This is a genomic window from Pygmaiobacter massiliensis (genome assembly GCF_900199435.1).
GTDB lineage: Bacteria > Bacillota > Clostridia > Oscillospirales > Ruminococcaceae > Pygmaiobacter > Pygmaiobacter massiliensis.
In genome coordinates this window covers 1,704,126-1,719,215 of sequence record NZ_OAML01000003.1, presented here as the reverse complement: position 1 = coordinate 1,719,215, position 15,090 = coordinate 1,704,126, and the positions used below count along the sequence as shown (strand labels likewise).

General features: G+C 52.2%; 15 protein-coding genes and 1 riboswitch. Of the genes, 2 read left to right on the top strand and 13 right to left on the bottom strand.

Annotated features, from left to right (window positions below):
* Positions 1–77: 77 nt before the first annotated feature.
* A riboswitch (purine riboswitch) is annotated at positions 78–178 on the bottom strand.
* A gap of 83 nt (positions 179–261) precedes the next feature.
* From ybaK to pdxR, 5 genes are all read right to left on the bottom strand, one after another.
* A complete protein-coding gene (gene ybaK, locus C1A11_RS12880; protein ID WP_102050847.1) occupies positions 262–750 on the bottom strand; it encodes a Cys-tRNA(Pro) deacylase in 489 nt (162 codons plus the stop codon).
* A 42-nt stretch (positions 751–792) separates the two neighbouring features.
* Positions 793–1,362, bottom strand: a complete 570-nt coding sequence (locus tag C1A11_RS12875) for a GNAT family N-acetyltransferase (RefSeq protein ID WP_102050846.1) — start codon at positions 1,360–1,362, stop codon at positions 793–795.
* Between the two features lie 27 nt (positions 1,363–1,389).
* On the bottom strand, positions 1,390–1,698 hold the full coding sequence (locus C1A11_RS12870) for an MGMT family protein (RefSeq protein ID WP_102050845.1): 309 nt from the start codon (positions 1,696–1,698) through the stop codon (positions 1,390–1,392).
* Positions 1,699–1,804: 106 nt separating this feature from the next.
* The gene (locus tag C1A11_RS12865; protein ID WP_102050844.1) at positions 1,805–3,238 is read right to left on the bottom strand and encodes a M20 family peptidase; all 1,434 of its coding nucleotides are present in this window, start codon (positions 3,236–3,238) and stop codon (positions 1,805–1,807) included.
* A gap of 192 nt (positions 3,239–3,430) precedes the next feature.
* Positions 3,431–4,819 (bottom strand): MocR-like pyridoxine biosynthesis transcription factor PdxR, encoded by a 1,389-nt coding sequence (pdxR, locus tag C1A11_RS12860; RefSeq protein WP_102050843.1) that lies wholly within the window; start codon positions 4,817–4,819, stop codon positions 3,431–3,433.
* Between the two features lie 195 nt (positions 4,820–5,014).
* On the opposite strand from pdxR, the gene C1A11_RS12855 reads away from it, so the two are divergent.
* Entirely contained in the window at positions 5,015–5,611 is a 597-nt protein-coding gene (locus tag C1A11_RS12855; protein WP_102050842.1) for an ECF transporter S component, read from the top strand.
* A gap of 172 nt (positions 5,612–5,783) precedes the next feature.
* Here the strand turns inward: C1A11_RS12855 and C1A11_RS12850 are convergent, their stop codons facing one another.
* Positions 5,784–6,485 (bottom strand): heterodisulfide reductase-related iron-sulfur binding cluster, encoded by a 702-nt coding sequence (locus C1A11_RS12850; RefSeq protein ID WP_102050841.1) that lies wholly within the window; start codon positions 6,483–6,485, stop codon positions 5,784–5,786.
* Between the two features lie 41 nt (positions 6,486–6,526).
* Complete coding sequence (locus tag C1A11_RS13880; protein ID WP_180950360.1) at positions 6,527–8,188, bottom strand: MYG1 family protein; 1,662 nt, start codon at positions 8,186–8,188, stop codon at positions 6,527–6,529.
* 406 nt (positions 8,189–8,594) lie between these two features.
* On the opposite strand from C1A11_RS13880, the gene C1A11_RS12840 reads away from it, so the two are divergent.
* Positions 8,595–9,314, top strand: coding sequence for a tRNA threonylcarbamoyladenosine dehydratase (locus C1A11_RS12840; protein WP_102051097.1), 720 nt, complete (start codon positions 8,595–8,597; stop codon positions 9,312–9,314).
* Between the two features lie 130 nt (positions 9,315–9,444).
* On the opposite strand, the gene C1A11_RS12835 is transcribed toward C1A11_RS12840, so the two are convergent.
* The 6 genes from C1A11_RS12835 to C1A11_RS12810 all read right to left on the bottom strand — a co-directional run bounded on the left by C1A11_RS12835 (position 9,445) and on the right by C1A11_RS12810 (position 14,996).
* Positions 9,445–10,386 (bottom strand): DHHW family protein, encoded by a 942-nt coding sequence (locus C1A11_RS12835; RefSeq protein ID WP_102050840.1) that lies wholly within the window; start codon positions 10,384–10,386, stop codon positions 9,445–9,447.
* Positions 10,386–10,859, bottom strand: coding sequence for a hypothetical protein (locus C1A11_RS12830; RefSeq protein ID WP_102050839.1), 474 nt, complete (start codon positions 10,857–10,859; stop codon positions 10,386–10,388). The genes C1A11_RS12835 and C1A11_RS12830 overlap by 1 nt, the downstream gene beginning before the upstream one ends.
* 152 nt (positions 10,860–11,011) lie before the next feature.
* The gene (locus tag C1A11_RS12825) at positions 11,012–11,494 is read right to left on the bottom strand and encodes a CYTH domain-containing protein (RefSeq protein WP_102050838.1); all 483 of its coding nucleotides are present in this window, start codon (positions 11,492–11,494) and stop codon (positions 11,012–11,014) included.
* A gap of 111 nt (positions 11,495–11,605) precedes the next feature.
* Positions 11,606–12,550: a TIGR03943 family putative permease subunit gene (locus C1A11_RS12820; RefSeq protein ID WP_242965943.1), complete on the bottom strand. Its 945-nt coding sequence runs from the start codon at positions 12,548–12,550 to the stop codon at positions 11,606–11,608.
* A 45-nt stretch (positions 12,551–12,595) separates the two neighbouring features.
* Positions 12,596–13,762: a CobW family GTP-binding protein gene (locus C1A11_RS12815; RefSeq protein ID WP_102050836.1), complete on the bottom strand. Its 1,167-nt coding sequence runs from the start codon at positions 13,760–13,762 to the stop codon at positions 12,596–12,598.
* Between the two features lie 352 nt (positions 13,763–14,114).
* Positions 14,115–14,996 carry a CPBP family intramembrane glutamic endopeptidase gene (locus C1A11_RS12810; RefSeq protein ID WP_102050835.1) on the bottom strand — a complete coding sequence of 294 codons (882 nt, stop codon included), beginning with the start codon at positions 14,994–14,996 and terminating at the stop codon, positions 14,115–14,117.
* Positions 14,997–15,090: the final 94 nt, after the last annotated feature.

Genomic DNA, 15,090 nt, shown 5'->3' with positions numbered 1-15,090 from the left:
CACTTTCAAAATTGCGATAACTGGATAAAACGCACCTGCCAGACGCAAAAACTGCCGGTACAACTTTGCCTATACTTTCCCCTTGTTAGGAGGATTATAGTCAACTGTTTTTCCGGCAGCTGGTAGGAAACATTCACCCATATTGTGAATTTATATAATCAATCACACGATTTTGTATTGTAACATAGGAACTGCCCAAGCGCAAGTACCAAATTTTTTTTGGCATTTCACTTAATTGAGACAGGTATTTTTTGTCGTATTTTACTCGGCCATCGTCAGCGGTGCTGCGGTTGCATTGCAAAGGCGCATCAAATCTTTCGGCGCAGCCTCTACCTGATAGCCGATTTTACCGGCGGATACCATGACAGAAGTATGCCCCAGTACCGATTCATCAAACACGGTGATAAATCGCTTTTTCATGCCAAGCGGGCTGCAACCGCCACGGATATATCCGGTAATCTGGTTGATTTCTGCAACATGTATCATTGCGACCGACTTCTCTTTTACGGACTTTGCCGCTTTTTTCAAATCCAGCTCTTTTGCAACCGGGATGCAAAAGACAAAAAAGCTGCCCGATGCCCCGCGAGTGACCAACGTTTTAAAAACCTGCGCCGGGTCCTGGCCTAATTTTTGGGCCACTGCCACCCCATCAATGGCTCCGTCGCTGTGGTCATATTCGTGTGCAGTGTAAGCGATTTTTTCTTTATCCAGCAACCGCATTACATTTGTTTTTTCTTCTTTTTTTGCCATAGAAAAAAATCCTTTCTTTGCCGACCTGTGCTTTTCACACGCTTATGCGTGCCGTGCCAAAATTCCAGAAATCTGCGCCGGATTGAGTTCCCCTAAGCGGCGCAGCGGCTGCGGAGGCGCATCACCCGGAATAACACTTTTATGCCAGTTGGTAACACCCAGCCATTGCCCCTGTTTATATCCAATATGCGCCAATTCACCACAAAAAGCAAAGCCATACGCTTTGTGGAACGCCTCGCTGCCGGGATTTGGCTGAGAAATTATTGCCCACGCATCGGTATAGCCCTGCAAAGCCAGCAGCTCAAACAGTGCGTCATACAATCTGCGCCCCACACCAAGCCGCTGCACTTCGGGCGACAAATAAATCGAGGTTTCAATGCTCCACTGATATGCTTCGCGGGAGGCATATGGGTGTGCGCATACATAGCCGAGCACCTTACCTTGGTGCTCAGCGATAATCCAGGGCAGGTGGCCCTCCAGCTCTGCAATGCGTGCAGCAAATTCTTCTGCCGTAGGCGGCGTGTACTCAAAGCTGACCACAGTATTTTCTACATATGGGGCATACACCGCAAGCAGCGCTGCAGCATCCTTTTTTTCAGCAAGTCGAAACATCGGCTCTGCACTTCCTTTCGTTTCAGGTTACAGCCAGCGGCAGCGCTGCATGTCCACTTTGCCATCCGGTAAAAAAACAACACCCTCCGCCTCTAACAGGCGGCGCTGCGCATCCGGGCCGCCAAATGCAAAACCGGGCGCAACCCCGCCATCCACAAACACCACACGGTGGCAGGGTATGACACCCGGCTCCGGGTTTCGGTGCAGGGCAAAGCCAACCCCACGGGCACCGCGCGGGTTACCTGCAAGTGCAGCCACCTGCCCGTAACTTGCCACACAGCCTTGGGGTATCTGTTTTACAATTTCATAAATTTTAACACTGAACTCTGACGGCATGTCCACTCACCTCTTTTAGATACTGCGCTGACGTTCAAGTTTTGCTTATGCGGTTATTATAGCACAAAAGCCACCCGGCTTGGGTGGCTTTTCGCGGAAAGGGCATTCAAAGTTTTTGGAGCAATCTCGTAAAAAATTCGACTGTTTTACCAATTTCGGTTACAGGGATACGCTCGTTATCATTATGTATTAAGGCACGCTGTGCTTTTGAAAGTTGCATGGCCGAAAATTTAAACACGTTGTTGCAGATTTTAGAAAAATGGCGAGAATCCGAACAGGCAATCATCAGATACGGCGAAACAATGCAGCCTTGCCATGTTTCAGCCACCGCTTCGGCCAGCAGCCTGTATTCCACGCTGGCAGTATCGGCATAGGGCGAAGCATTCATGCCTTCGAGCATCTTTACTTCCACATCAGGGTCATTGATGACACGGGTAAGGTGAGCCAGCGCATCTTCGGTTGTAGTGGAGTTAATCAGCCGCAGATTCACAGTAGCTTTTGCCTCGTTGGGCAGCACGTTGGCCTGCTTCGATCCTTCCGCCATCGTAAAAGCCATCGTGGTGCGCATCATTGCATTCAGCTCGCCGCCCAGCTTTTGGCTGGCAGCTGTGATGAGCCCGCCAAAGCACCAAAGATTCGCCAAGACCAGCCGCAGCCCAAAAGGCGCGTGAGGGCCAACGGTTTCAAGCATTGCGCGAATTGGGTCTGTTAATTCTGCGCGGAAGGGATGGTTCTCGCACGCTACGATGGCGCGGCTTAAAATGCCCACTGCACTGTGCCGGGGCGGCTGGCTGGCATGCCCGCCAGTGCTTTTTGCAGTAATCTGCACGTTCATCGGACCTTTTTCGCCAATGCCAATTACCGCAATTGGGCTGGTAACACCGGGGAAAATGCCGTCCACAACCGCGCCACCTTCGTCCAGCACCATGCCGGGTGTCACACCGCGGCTGCGCAGCAGCTCTACGGCAGCCGGTGCGCCGGTGCCGGAAACCTCTTCATCGCCCGCAAATGCAAAATAAAGGTCATGTTTCGGCACAAATCCCTGCGCCAATAGCGCCTCTGCACTTTCCAGCACACCCAGTAAAGTAATCTTGGTATCCAGCGTACCGCGGCCCCAAAGCTCACCGTCAAATACTTCGCCGCAAAAAGGCGGGTGCGCCCAGCGCTCCGGCACCACCGGCACAACGTCGTAATGCGCCATCAGCACCACCGGCGATTCTGCGGTTTCGCCTTTCCAGTGGAACAGCATCTCGGTATGGTCAAACTCTTCGTAGGTACATGCGGCAAACACCTTGGGGTATTGCCGCCGCAACAGTGCACGAAACGCAGCAAACTGCGCTTCGTCAAAATTTGAGGGATCGGGACTCGAAACGGTCGGTATTTTCACCATTTCTGCCAGATGCGCCACAGCAGTATCTCTATCTACCGGGCAGGCCTGAGGTGCTGCATTTTGCTGTGCTTTGGGCCGAAACTGTGCCGTGCGCACCAGCAGCACTGCAACAAAACAAACCGCCAGTCCCAAAAGAATCCATCCGATCATTCGATTGCCTCCTCTGCGCAAGGGGCTTGCCCTTTGCTTTTTGTTTTTAACGAATCTGCATCACGCACCTAAAAGGCATCGGCAAAACCTTATAGCTTAAGCGGCATCCTGCGTTGCGTGATGGTATTGCGACTATTGTAGCACATTTAAAAAGCAGAAAAAAGGCTTCTGCGCTGTTTTACAGCCTGCTGCTCAGCTTAAAAATGCCCGCCCTAACCTTGCCACTGCCTGCTCTAGCTTTTCTTCGTCCATCGAAGCGTAGCCAAGCACCAAAGTAGCCCCTGGCGCGTACTGCGAACAGTGGTAATAAGGTGACAGTCCGCTGACCTGCACTCCTGCTTTTGCGGCAGCATCTATCAGCTGCTGCTCGGTTTTACCAAGCCGAAACTGCACCGTAAAATAAAGGCCGGTGTGGGTACCGCCAAACTCCAGCCGCTCTTCTCCAAATACAGCAATCAGTGCATTTTCGAGCAAATCGCGGCGGCGGCGATAGACGCTGCGCGCGCGGTTAAGGTAGCGCGCAAAATGTCCGCGCGCCAAAAAGTGCGCCAAGGTATGTTGCTCAAAACGAGATACGGTGGAAGAATAGCTGCCAAACAGCCTACGGTAATCGGCAAGCACCTGCGGCGGCAGCACCATGTAAGCAATACGAATACTGGGCGCAATGCTTTTGGTAAAAGTACTGATATAAACCACCCGGTTGCCGCCGAGCCCTTGCAGCGACGGAATTGGCCGTCCGTCAAACCGGAACTCCGAGTCGTAGTCGTCTTCTATAATCAGTCGCTCGGGGTTTTCGCCTGCCCAGCCAAGCAGTTCGGTACGGCGGCCTACCGGCATACTCACCCCTGTGGGGAACTGGTGTGAGGGCGTAACATAGGCTACCTGCGCCCCGCTTTCGCGCAGTGCACTAATGCTCATGCCGCCGCCATCCACCTGCACCGGCACCGTAGGTGTGCCGTTATTGTGCAGAATAATCGCGGTTTTTTCATAGCCGGGGTCCTCTGTTGCAACCAGGCGCCCACCCAGCAGCCGCGCCAGCAGTCCCAGCAAATATTCGATGCCAGCACCCACAACAATTTGTTCTGGGCTGCATCGTACCGCCCGTGAACCGGCCAGATATTGCGCAATTGCACTGCGCAGTGCCAAATCTCCCTGCGGCTGCCCGTGGTTAAGCAGCTCCGGTTCGGTATAAAGCACCTCTTTTTCGATACGCGCCCAGGTGCGCGCCGGAAACAGCGTTGCGTCCATGCTGCGGGTGGAAAAAGTATATTCCGCTTCTGGCACGGGGGGCACATCTGGCACCACAGCAATTTCACGGCTGGGGACCAGCGGTGAAACATCCGCAACATACTGCCCGCTGCGTTCTCTGGTTTCAATGTAGCCTTCGTCCTCAAGCATGGCGTAGGCAGTTTCTACCGTATTGCGAGAAACCCCCAGTGCCTGTGCCGCCACCCTGCGTGCGGGCAGTTTTTCGCCTGCCGGTAGCCGCCCTGCCGCAATCTCTTCTGCAAGGTAACGGTAAAGCTGCTGGTAAAGCGGCTGGTCTTGTTCCGGGTCTAAGCTCAGAGCCAGGTAATCCATTTTTCTACTCCCTTTCCTGCTGGTTTTGGTCGTTTTGTGGGATACTAGATAAAAGCTCTACAGAATCTGGCACTATAAAAAAAATATAAATTGGCAGTTTCAACGGTGCCAGATATCCCGTACAATGAGGATAGTCCAAGTGACCTAAAATGTCAAGCGGCAGCGCGCGGCCGCAAAAGCGAGGAGAAAATCAGTATGAAACAGAATCAATTCACCATTCAGCGTATGACTGCGATTGCCATGCTGGCGGCGCTTTCTTATGTTGTGTTTACATTTTTGCAGTTTAAAATTGCACTTCCCGGCGGCGATGCTACTTCCATCCATCTCGGCAACGCGGTTTGCGTGCTGGGCGCTTTAATTATGGGCGGCTGGGCGGGCGGCCTCGGCGGTGCCATTGGCATGACGATTGGCGATTTATTTGACCCGATTTATATTGTTTATGCACCCAAAACCTTTGTACTTAAACTGTGCATCGGTCTGATTACCGGCTTCATCGCACACCGCCTTGGCAAAATCGATTCCCTTACCGACACCAAAAAAATCTTTAAATGGTCTTTGGCTGCTGCCATCGGCGGTTTGCTCTTTAATGTTATCTTCGACCCACTCATCGGCTACTTCTACAAGCTGCTGATCCTCGGCAAACCGGCCGCTGAGCTGACCCTGGCCTGGAACGTTGCCGCAACTTCCATCAACGCAGTTACCTCTACCATTGCTTCAGTTCTTATTTACATGGCACTGCGCCCTGCGCTGCAGCGTGCGGGCATGTTTGATAAACTGCGCACCAAAGAGTAATAGATTGTTTTTATCGCAATACGTAGCGGCAGTATCCTAAACCGCGCTGTAAAAGCAAAAGGCTTCGGCACCATTTGTATCGGTGTCGAAGCCTTTTAGCTTGTTTTAAGCCGGTTTATCTGCTTTGCAGTTAGCGCACAAATGCAAAGTTTTATAACAGCAAACAGTCTTTCTAATGCTGGTCTATGTAGCGCTGCAGCTCGTCATGGTAGTCCGTGATGTCGAGTCCTTTCGGGTCTGTGCTTTGGCCGAGCACCAAGTCCAGAATATGCCGCGGGGTTTTACCGCCAATCGCCATGGATTTGATGCAGGACACACAGTATACGACGACCTGCTGCGCCGGCATTTGAGCCGCACGCTTTTTTTGATACAATGTCACTTCCGGCAGCGGAACTTTTCCGTAAAAGTCATCTCCACAGCAAATAGACTTGGTGCCCGCAAATTCGCTTTCAATCACCTGAATCTCCATTTTATGCAGCAGGCTTCTCACCGCTGCATGCACCTGCGGCTTTTGCCGAAAGGGGCAGGAATCATGCACCGACACTGTTAAACCGGGATAGCGCGGCAAGGGCAAGCCTTCGATGCTGTCCAGCAGTTCCCACAGCGAAATGGTGCGAACACCCGGATAAAGAGAGCGAAATCTGCGGTCACACCCGCCGCAGGTGTTGATGATAACAGACCCCTGCGGCAGGCCTGGGTTATGATGGCAGCAAATGTTGTGCATTACCGCTGGCCCGAAATATGCGTGGATAAGTGCAAGGGCCTTATGCTCGGTTTGTGGATATTCAAGGCTCATCGCACAACCGGGGTTAAAATAGCATTTATCCCGGTCTATCTCAGCAATAGAAATGCTTGGTATAGCAGTTCGGTTCATCGTTTGCTCCTTTTTGGGTATCTGTGTGTTGTACCAGTGCATTATTTTACTGGTTTCGGCGCGTCAGGTATCAGCTTGCGCAAAACTTGTGCCACACCATTTTCGGATACCGGCGGAGCAATCGCATCAGCCGCTTTTTTTGCCACCTCGCGCGCGTTCTCCATGGCGTAACCGCGCCCGGCGGCGCGCAGCATTTCTACATCGTTGCCGCCATCGCCAAAGGCCACAGTGTCCTGCCAGTCCACCCCGGCAAAATCCAGCACATATTCAATCATTTTGGCTTTATTGGTTGTCTTTTTGTAAACGTCATAATAGCCAGCCATAAACGGGGCTGCCTGCATATCCGGATGCGCTGCAAGATATTTTGCAAGTGCCTCGTCGCTGCCGATATAAAACGCACCATAGGGTGCTTCGGTCAGATAGCGGCGGCAGCCGGTGTCTTCGTGCATCTGCGCGCGAATATCGCCCACCGTCAATTGATAGAACTTCAAAAAATCATCCCAGCGCGAGCAGATGCTATAACCGTCTTCAAAAAACAAGCTAAGCCCTGCGCCCTGCGCCTCGCAAAAGGCCCAGAAATCGGCTGTTTCTTCTTGGCTCCAAACATCCTTGCGCAGCGTTTTGCCCGCTGCATCTGCCGCCAGCGCGCCGTTGCCGCACACGTAATAATCAACAATGCCCCGCAACGATTTGGGAATTACGGGTAAAATGCGGCCGGAAGCCACAATTACTTTTACCCCCTGCTCTTTTGCGCGGCGCAGCTGGTATAGCACCGCTTTGCTGGGCTCATGCTCCAGCTCGCTGACGATGGTGCCGTCGCAGTCTGTAACCACTGCTTTGACAGGCCAGCTTTTTTGCGGCATAAACTGCGCAATCTGCTCGCGCTGTGCAGCCTTGCAGGCAGCAATCACATCCTCTTGGGTGCCTGCCGTAACCATAAAGCGACTGTTATGGCAAAACCGCAGCGTGGCAATGCCCGACACTTTCGCGATAGCGTCATCGCGCAGCCCGGCCCACGCGGCGGGGAACGGGCATTTCAGTGCATGGTCTTCACTTTGCGGGTCAGTAACTGCCTGTGCGGCAAACCCGCCGCGCTGCGAGGGATACACGACAAACTGCACCCGCGGCTCCTGCTTGGCGGCCCGCTTCCAGGGTGCAAACTGTGGCAAAACAGCAATGCCGCCCTGCATTTTGGCAAGCGCCGCTTCCACCAGCGCCTTGGCGCGGGCATCGCCGTGAATGAGAGCAATTTTATTCTCTAAAATCTGCTTGGCAAAGCCAACCGCTTTTTCAAATTGCTCGTTCTCGTCAGCGGTACTGTCCCAGCCGGGGTTAAAGCTGCCAATGGCCGCAGCCAGTGACGAGCCGCAGCCGGTATTGTCATCCAAATCGAGCGGTGAAATAAACTGCTCGTCGAAATAGTCGGCCTCTTGCTGGCCTACCAGCTCGGGGCCGAAACGGCGCCAAAGCAGGCCAAACGCCGCATATGGCACGCCGCTTTCACGGGCTTTCACCTCGGGGCCGTGGTGGTCAAATTCACCGCCGCCAATGTCGTATACAATGCCGTCGAACCCCTGCGGCACCTCGAACCCGCGCGTAACTTTAATTTCGGGCGAAACAATGCGCAGTAATGCCGTAGAAAACACATCATCGGCATGGAATTTGCCGCCGTGGGTAAACGCGGTAGTCAGATGTTCACTCATTTAAATTCAGCTCCTTAACAAGCGTTTGGGTGCTGCAATGGTGCAGCCGATGCCCGGGTTTTCGTGCACAGCACTACCGGGCCGCTTGGTTTCTTTGATTCAGCAAAGCTTGCTTTGTGCAACAAGCTTATCATGCAAAGCCGCGAAGGGCGGCGTTATATGGCTTTTGGTTATTATACCGCAAAAAGCAACGTTTGACGAGGGCCGCCCTGCAAACTATAATAATAACATTCCCAAAACGGTACCGGATAGCGGCTGCCGTTTTATGAGGATGCCGCCCTGTGAGCCGCGGCACTTTTTCAACAAATTTTATCCGGCTTCGGTTTTGTGCTTTTTGTATTCGGGCAATCTAATGCCAGAATCATTCAAAACCGTCGCAGTTTCCAAGAAAGGGATGGTCGTTATAATGAAAGAAGAATTCAGCCGCAGTGCATTGCTGATTGGCGAAGAGAGAATCGACCGCCTTGCCGGTGCACATGTAGCAGTGTTTGGCGTGGGTGGTGTTGGCGGATTTGCAGTAGAGGCGCTCTGCCGCGCCGGTGTCGGCACCCTTAGCCTGTTCGATCGGGACACGGTTTCCCGCTCTAACCTTAATCGGCAAATTATTGCACTGCAAAGCACCATCGGGCAAGAAAAAACCGAGGTAATGGCAGCACGCTGCCGCGACATCAATCCCGATGTCACAATTTATCCTCATGCCGTTTTTTACGAAGCATCGAATGCGGACGAGTTTCCGCTTTCCGGCTATGACTATGTGATTGATGCAATCGACACCGTATCCTCTAAACTGCTGCTGGCAGAGCGTGCCGCTGCCGCAGGTGTGCCGCTAATTTCAGCAATGGGCGCAGGCAATAAGCTTGACCCTTCCCTTTTTACCGTTTCGGACATCACCAAAACCACCGTTTGCCCCTTGGCGCGCGTAATGCGCCGAGAGCTGAAGCTGCGCGGTATTCGTCACCTTAAGGTGGTGTGGTCGCCCGAACAGCCGCTTACCCCCGCCCCTTGCGAAAATGCGCCCGGCCGCCGCCAAACCCCCGGCAGCATGAGCTTTGTGCCAGGCACTGCCGGGCTGTTGCTGGCAGGCGAGGTCATTCGCGACCTTACAGGGCTAAACGAAAAAGTTTAACTTCATACAGCGCTGGCGCAAAACGCTCTCAATCAACTCTTTTATAGTCGGCTCATACAAACAAAAGCCGCCACAGCGGGTACTTTTACGGGTACCTGCCATGGCGGTTTTTTATTTTTGAAATATTCGCCTAGCGCAGCATTGCCGCGTTATTCACCACCCAATAGCTGTATACAAACAGCACATCCTGGTTGGTAAACTCCACATACTCCTTCACAAGGTCGGTGGCAATATAGCGCAGGTCGACCAGAGTGATTTTACTATATGCGGGCAGCAAAAGCGGTGCGAGACTGCTGCCGAACGAATCTCGAAAAAGCACCAGCTCGCGGTCTGTCTCCGCGTGCGGGTTTTCCATTACCTGCACCGCAGCGGCACCGCCGAGATAGACATCATAGGCATTTTTGCTTTTTAGTGCGGCGGTATTGTAAACCGGCTGCTTATTTTGTGTTTCGATGTTTTCCACCGATGCTGCCTCGGTTTCCTCACTCGTCAGATAGATTAGCGCTTCCTGCTCAGCGGTTTCGGCACGCCGGGCATAGCCACCAATAAAGCCATCGGTGATAACAGGGCTGAACTGGGTCGTATCGATATTAAAATCCATCGCATAGCCCAGCTCTTTTACCGCGCCAAACAGCTTTTCCTGCCGCCAGTGCGGGTCGGTGGCATAGTAGCTGTCCAGGGCCAGGGCCGAGGTCAAATCAATCCGTTGCCAGTCTGCCAATGCTGTTTTGACGGTGCGTTGCATCGTTTCGTAATCATACACCGGGTAGCCGGAATCCTGCACAAAATAGGCTTTGTCCGGCACAAGGGCATAGTACACCTTATTGTCTTCGGTCAGCAGCTCTTGCCGTACCCGGTTGAGCTTTTTGCCAAAGTAGGCAACGCCTGTTTCATTATAGCTGCCCAGCGGCTCAAAAATATGGCTGCCGATGCGATAGAGGCCGTGTTCATCTGGCAGTTTTTTAGATTTGCGATAGTTTTCTGCCGCCCACGGCAACAACGCTACAATAACGCCGGTAGCAGCAATCGCCGCGCAAAGCGCGGCGATCACAGTTTTGGTTCGTTTTGTCATTATTTTGCGAGTGCTTTGAAGTTCGCGTCGATGGCATCTGCAGTAGCTGCATCAGACATGATAAGAATAATCACATCGCCAATGCTGTCTACAATAACCTTCTCCGCTTCTACGCACACCCATTTGCGCGGGTTAGCATTTTTCTCGATGTCGGCTTTCAGTTCCGCCACATCGTCCATGCTTTTTGCGCGTACCAATACTACTGAGTGCGGGATAGAGCCGATCATTGCGTCGCCGCTCTGTGCCTCTTTATAGCGGTCTGCAGTAACACCGACGTTGTACTCGCTCATCTCTTCAGTAATTGGCTGGTTGCCGACCATCGGCAGGCTGTCTTCCGGGATGCCCTCATATACCTTGTTCATGATCTCTTCCAGGCTGCCGTCTAACATTTTTTCGCTGTTTGCGGTTTTTCCGCATCCTGTCAGCAGTGCAAAGCTCAGTACGACACAGAGAATGAGAGAAATCTTTTTCATGGGGGTACCTTTCCTTTCTTGCGGCAACGGGCGAAAACCCTGCCACCGCACGCCTGTCTGTTTTTCAGGCCTTTGTTTTTTCGGGCTGTAATGCCCTTGGTGAAATTGTATCATATGGGCGAACAAAAAATCAAACTTTTGGCTTACTAAAGTTATTTTTTCTTCATTCTGTCCACATAGCTACGCCAGTATGCGCCCATCGAAAAATCTTCGGCTTCGGTTTTCTCCTGCCCTAAAAATGCCGGTGGGGTAAACATTTCCGCTTCAGCTACCGAGTCAAACTCTACTTCGGCATAAAAAAACGCGGTTTTGCTGCCGGGCTCTACCAAGTTGCATTCCAGTTCTTCTCCGGTGGGCAGGCGGTAAACCCGCTGCTCTTTGCAAAGCAGCGGCGCGGGCAACAACTGTGCCAGTTTGCGAAAAATATCCTGTTCAATTTCAAGCTCAATCTCTTCGCGTGCAAGGGTTCCCTTGCCCTTAAAGCAGAGAATGTATCTTGTACCATTGGCACCTTTGTGGCTGCGAATGCGCACCACCGGTTTGGTGGAAAGATAGCCCTGCATCAAAACTTCCTCGCGTATCATCGGCAAGTGTTCCGGCCAGCCGCTAATTAAAAATTTACGTTCTATCTCCATTGTGTTCTCCCGTCCTTTTGCGGTTATTTTACCTTTGATGCAAGCTGATTATACCCCGGAAAGCGAAGAAAAAGCTGTCCTCTGGCAGATGCGTGGAGGACAGCCTTATTTTTAGTACGGGGTGACTACCTCGTTTTTCGCTTTTTCTGCCGGGGTGATGGATTCTGCCACCAGCACTGGGCCTTTTCCGTTATAAATCGCTTGGTATTCCTGTTTCACTCGCGCGGTTACAGTAATCCATTCGCGGTTATGCCAGCTTGCTGCGGTTTCTGATTTGCACACGAGCCCGACAAATGTGATATCTTCCACACAGCAGGTCATCAAAAAGCGGCCGGGTGCAAAACATCCTTTCGGTACCCGCGGGGTTTGGCAGGCCTGTGCTTTAAACTGCACTCGTTTGCCGGTGTAGTCCTGTGGGTTATCGGTGATGTCCGTGTACCAAAGCCCAAAATCGTCATCTGCAATCTTAATAAGCTCCGCCTCTTTGTCAAACGGCAGCGGGTCCTCCAGCTCATCGTAATCTACAGTGCCATCGGGCGCTTCGTAGCTGATTTCAGCGCGGCGAGAAGCTTCGCGCACCAGTCGGTGCAGCTCCATCCGATCTACATCGTCGGCACAGCGGTTAAAGATAATCATCTCCGCAGGGCCTGCCTTGTCGATTACCAGGCTGCGCATATTTAAGCTGTACTGAGGAAAGGTTGTCGCATCTGCCAGCATGATGTTTTGGTAAAGCTGCCAGTTTTTCGGCATATTGCTCAGCAGGTCGCTCAGCATCCACATGCCGTTATACTCTACCAGTACCCGGTCTGCATGGCTTTTGGCTGCAAGGTTGCGCAGGTATTCCTGGGTCAGCTCGTCTTTGCTTTCGATGGTTTCGACCGTTACAGTGCCGCCCGGCACCTTAGAAAGGTCGAATTCGACCTCGCCCTCTTCGCAAAGCAGCAGCAGTGTTTTTTCATCCGCAGAAAAGCGTGGGTCTTCCAGAGTTTCTTGAATAAAGGTTGTTTTACCGCTCTCTAAAAAGCCAGTAAACAGATAAACGGGAATCGTTTTCATCACAGTTTTCCTTTCGTGCCTGCACAGGTTGCAAGGAGCAATGTGCTAAACTTCAAAAAGCGTTTTGAGTGCGGCTTCATCAAGCTCTGCACCGATGACGCAAAGTCGGCCGATGACATCTGCACTGCCGGTGCGCACGTCAGCTTCACCCGGCACATGGTCAAAGTAAAGCCAATTGCCGTCCTGTCCTGCTACGATGCCTTTGGCACGCAATACAGTACCATAACTGCCCTCATCCAATGCCTTTAGGGCGGCTTTCAGCTGCTCGGCAGTATATTTACGAATGGTTTCTACACCCCAGCTTGCAAACACATCATCTGCATGGTGATGCCCATGGCAGCCACAACTGCACTCTTCTCCATGCTCGTGGTGGTGTTCGTGCGCATGGTCATGCTCGTGACCATGGTGATGCTCTTCTTCGTAGTCATGCTCGTGGTCATGGTCGTCGCAACAGCATTCGCCATGGCGATGGTCGTGCTCTTTGTGCTCGTCATGGCAGCCGCAGCTGCAATTTTCGTCATGGTCGTGATGGCCGTGTCCGTGATGGTGCTCCTGCTCGTGGTTATGGCAGTGCTCTGCCTCGTGCAGCAGCTCATGCAGCTCGCGCTCAATGGCGGCTGGCTGGTTCATTACCTCTGTAATTTTTTCTGCGGGCAGCTGCTCCCACGGGGTGGTGATGATGGTAGCGTGAGGGTTATGGCTGCGCAAAATGTGCAGGGCAGTTTCAAGCTTGTCCTGCGGCACAGTTTGGGTGCGGCTTAAAATAATCGCCGAAGCGTGCTCAATCTGGTCGTTGTAAAACTCACCAAAGTTTTTTTCGTACAGTTTTGCTTTGCCGGCGTCAGCTACGGCAACAAAACTGCCAAGCATCACTTCGTTTTTTTCGGCGACCTGTTCCACTGCACGGATAACGTCCGACAGTTTGCCCACACCAGACGGCTCAATGAGAATACGGTCCGGCTGGTATTCGTGAATCACTTTTTCGAGCGCGGTGCTGAAATCGCCTACGAGGCTGCAGCAGATGCACCCCGAGTTCATCTCGGTCACTTCAATACCCGCGTCTTTCATAAAGCCGCCGTCAATGCCAATTTCACCGAATTCGTTTTCTATCAACACCAGCTTTTCGCCGGTAAATGCTTCTGCAATCAGCTTTTTAATGAGGGTCGTTTTGCCTGCCCCCAAAAAGCCCGAAAAGATATCAATTCTGGTCATGGTTGGTCTCTTCTTTCTTTATATTACATTTTATAAAATTATATTATACGCTTCTTGAGACGAGAAAAAAAGCCCACAATGGACTTTTCGCTCTGCTTTACGCCTTTTTGCTCGTTCCAAAACGCTCCTTTTCTAACGCTTTTAACGGGTGCTGCACAAAAATGCAGCCTTGCACAATAGCTGGGGCAAGTGCAAAGACGTCAGCCTGATTTACTGCACTGCGTTAAGTAGGTCTTGATATTATTGCCATTGTTTACCACTGCAAAAAGTTTATTTGGCAGTTCGCTGCGTATATAAATAAAGCAACCCGGCGCAGCCAATGCCACGCCGGGTTGCTATTTGATGTATCAGGTTAATCCTCTACAGTGCTGTCATGTGCAGGCAACCATTTAGGCAACAGCGCAAACAGTACTGCTGCGCAGACTAAAAAGCCAATGCCGCCGATAATGCCCGTAGGCAGCGGCCCAACAAACGGATTGCCGCCGCCTGCCACAGTAAAATAAGCGGCGGTGCCTGCAACGGCATTCAGTCCGGCATGTGCCATCGCACAGGGCCACGCACTGTCGGTCTTCTCGGCAATCCACGCCAGAAAAATACCGACCGCAATGCAAAACACGGTCATCGCAGCAATACCTGCCCAAGGCCACAAAAGATAACCCGTGCCGTAGTTATGCCCCATGGCAATCATCGGTGTATGCCACACGCCCCAGATGACGCCGGAGAGCAAAACAGCTTTTGCAGGAGTTGTAATTTTCAGCAAACGCGGCAGCAGGTAACCCCGCCAGCCAAGTTCTTCGCCCAATGCCGGCACCACATTAATCAGTGGTCCAGCAAGTACGCCCAGTGCAATTTGGCTGAGTAGCAGGCTGCGCAGCTGGTCTGCCGGCACACCTAACTGCGCTGCAAAAGAGGCGGCGCTGGGGTCTAGCTGCGCGGGAAAAACAAGAAAATATACTGCTGCGCCTACTGCTATGAAAAGAGAGGGACCGAACCATGCTGCAAGGTAGTACCGCAGGTTGCCGCGAAAGTGAAAATGCAGCCGCATCTCACCAAAGCCTTCTCGGGTAATGGCGCGGGTAAGTAGCGAAGCAAGCGCAGGGGCAAACATGCAGCCGCTGAAAACCAAAGCAACCGTTGTGGGGGTGTTTACAGCACCGGAGGCCATCAGCCAAATACACGGTATCCACGCCAGTAATAAAGCAAACCCGGTAAAAATCACTGCTCGTCTTTTCATAAAAATACGCTCCTTTTGCAGTACTCATTTCGATATTTGTCTAAATGATAGTGTACCACGTGCTTTTTGACGCGTCAACCCTCTTTTTTCATTC

Excerpts from the sequence above, each read along its gene's own strand:
- ybaK (WP_102050847.1), bottom strand. The coding sequence starts at position 750 with ATGGCAAAAAAAGAAGAAAAAACAAATGTAATGCGGTTGCTGGATAAA.
- C1A11_RS12875 (WP_102050846.1), bottom strand. The coding sequence starts at position 1,362 with ATGTTTCGACTTGCTGAAAAAAAGGATGCTGCAGCGCTGCTTGCGGTG.
- C1A11_RS12870 (WP_102050845.1), bottom strand. The coding sequence starts at position 1,698 with ATGCCGTCAGAGTTCAGTGTTAAAATTTATGAAATTGTAAAACAGATA.
- C1A11_RS12865 (WP_102050844.1), bottom strand. The coding sequence starts at position 3,238 with ATGATCGGATGGATTCTTTTGGGACTGGCGGTTTGTTTTGTTGCAGTG.
- pdxR (WP_102050843.1), bottom strand. The coding sequence starts at position 4,819 with ATGGATTACCTGGCTCTGAGCTTAGACCCGGAACAAGACCAGCCGCTT.
- C1A11_RS12855 (WP_102050842.1), top strand. The coding sequence starts at position 5,015 with ATGAAACAGAATCAATTCACCATTCAGCGTATGACTGCGATTGCCATG.
- C1A11_RS12850 (WP_102050841.1), bottom strand. The coding sequence starts at position 6,485 with ATGAACCGAACTGCTATACCAAGCATTTCTATTGCTGAGATAGACCGG.
- C1A11_RS13880 (WP_180950360.1), bottom strand. The coding sequence starts at position 8,188 with ATGAGTGAACATCTGACTACCGCGTTTACCCACGGCGGCAAATTCCAT.
- C1A11_RS12840 (WP_102051097.1), top strand. The coding sequence starts at position 8,595 with ATGAAAGAAGAATTCAGCCGCAGTGCATTGCTGATTGGCGAAGAGAGA.
- C1A11_RS12835 (WP_102050840.1), bottom strand. The coding sequence starts at position 10,386 with ATGACAAAACGAACCAAAACTGTGATCGCCGCGCTTTGCGCGGCGATT.
- C1A11_RS12830 (WP_102050839.1), bottom strand. The coding sequence starts at position 10,859 with ATGAAAAAGATTTCTCTCATTCTCTGTGTCGTACTGAGCTTTGCACTG.
- C1A11_RS12825 (WP_102050838.1), bottom strand. The coding sequence starts at position 11,494 with ATGGAGATAGAACGTAAATTTTTAATTAGCGGCTGGCCGGAACACTTG.
- C1A11_RS12820 (WP_242965943.1), bottom strand. The coding sequence starts at position 12,550 with ATGAAAACGATTCCCGTTTATCTGTTTACTGGCTTTTTAGAGAGCGGT.
- C1A11_RS12815 (WP_102050836.1), bottom strand. The coding sequence starts at position 13,762 with ATGACCAGAATTGATATCTTTTCGGGCTTTTTGGGGGCAGGCAAAACG.
- C1A11_RS12810 (WP_102050835.1), bottom strand. The coding sequence starts at position 14,996 with ATGAAAAGACGAGCAGTGATTTTTACCGGGTTTGCTTTATTACTGGCG.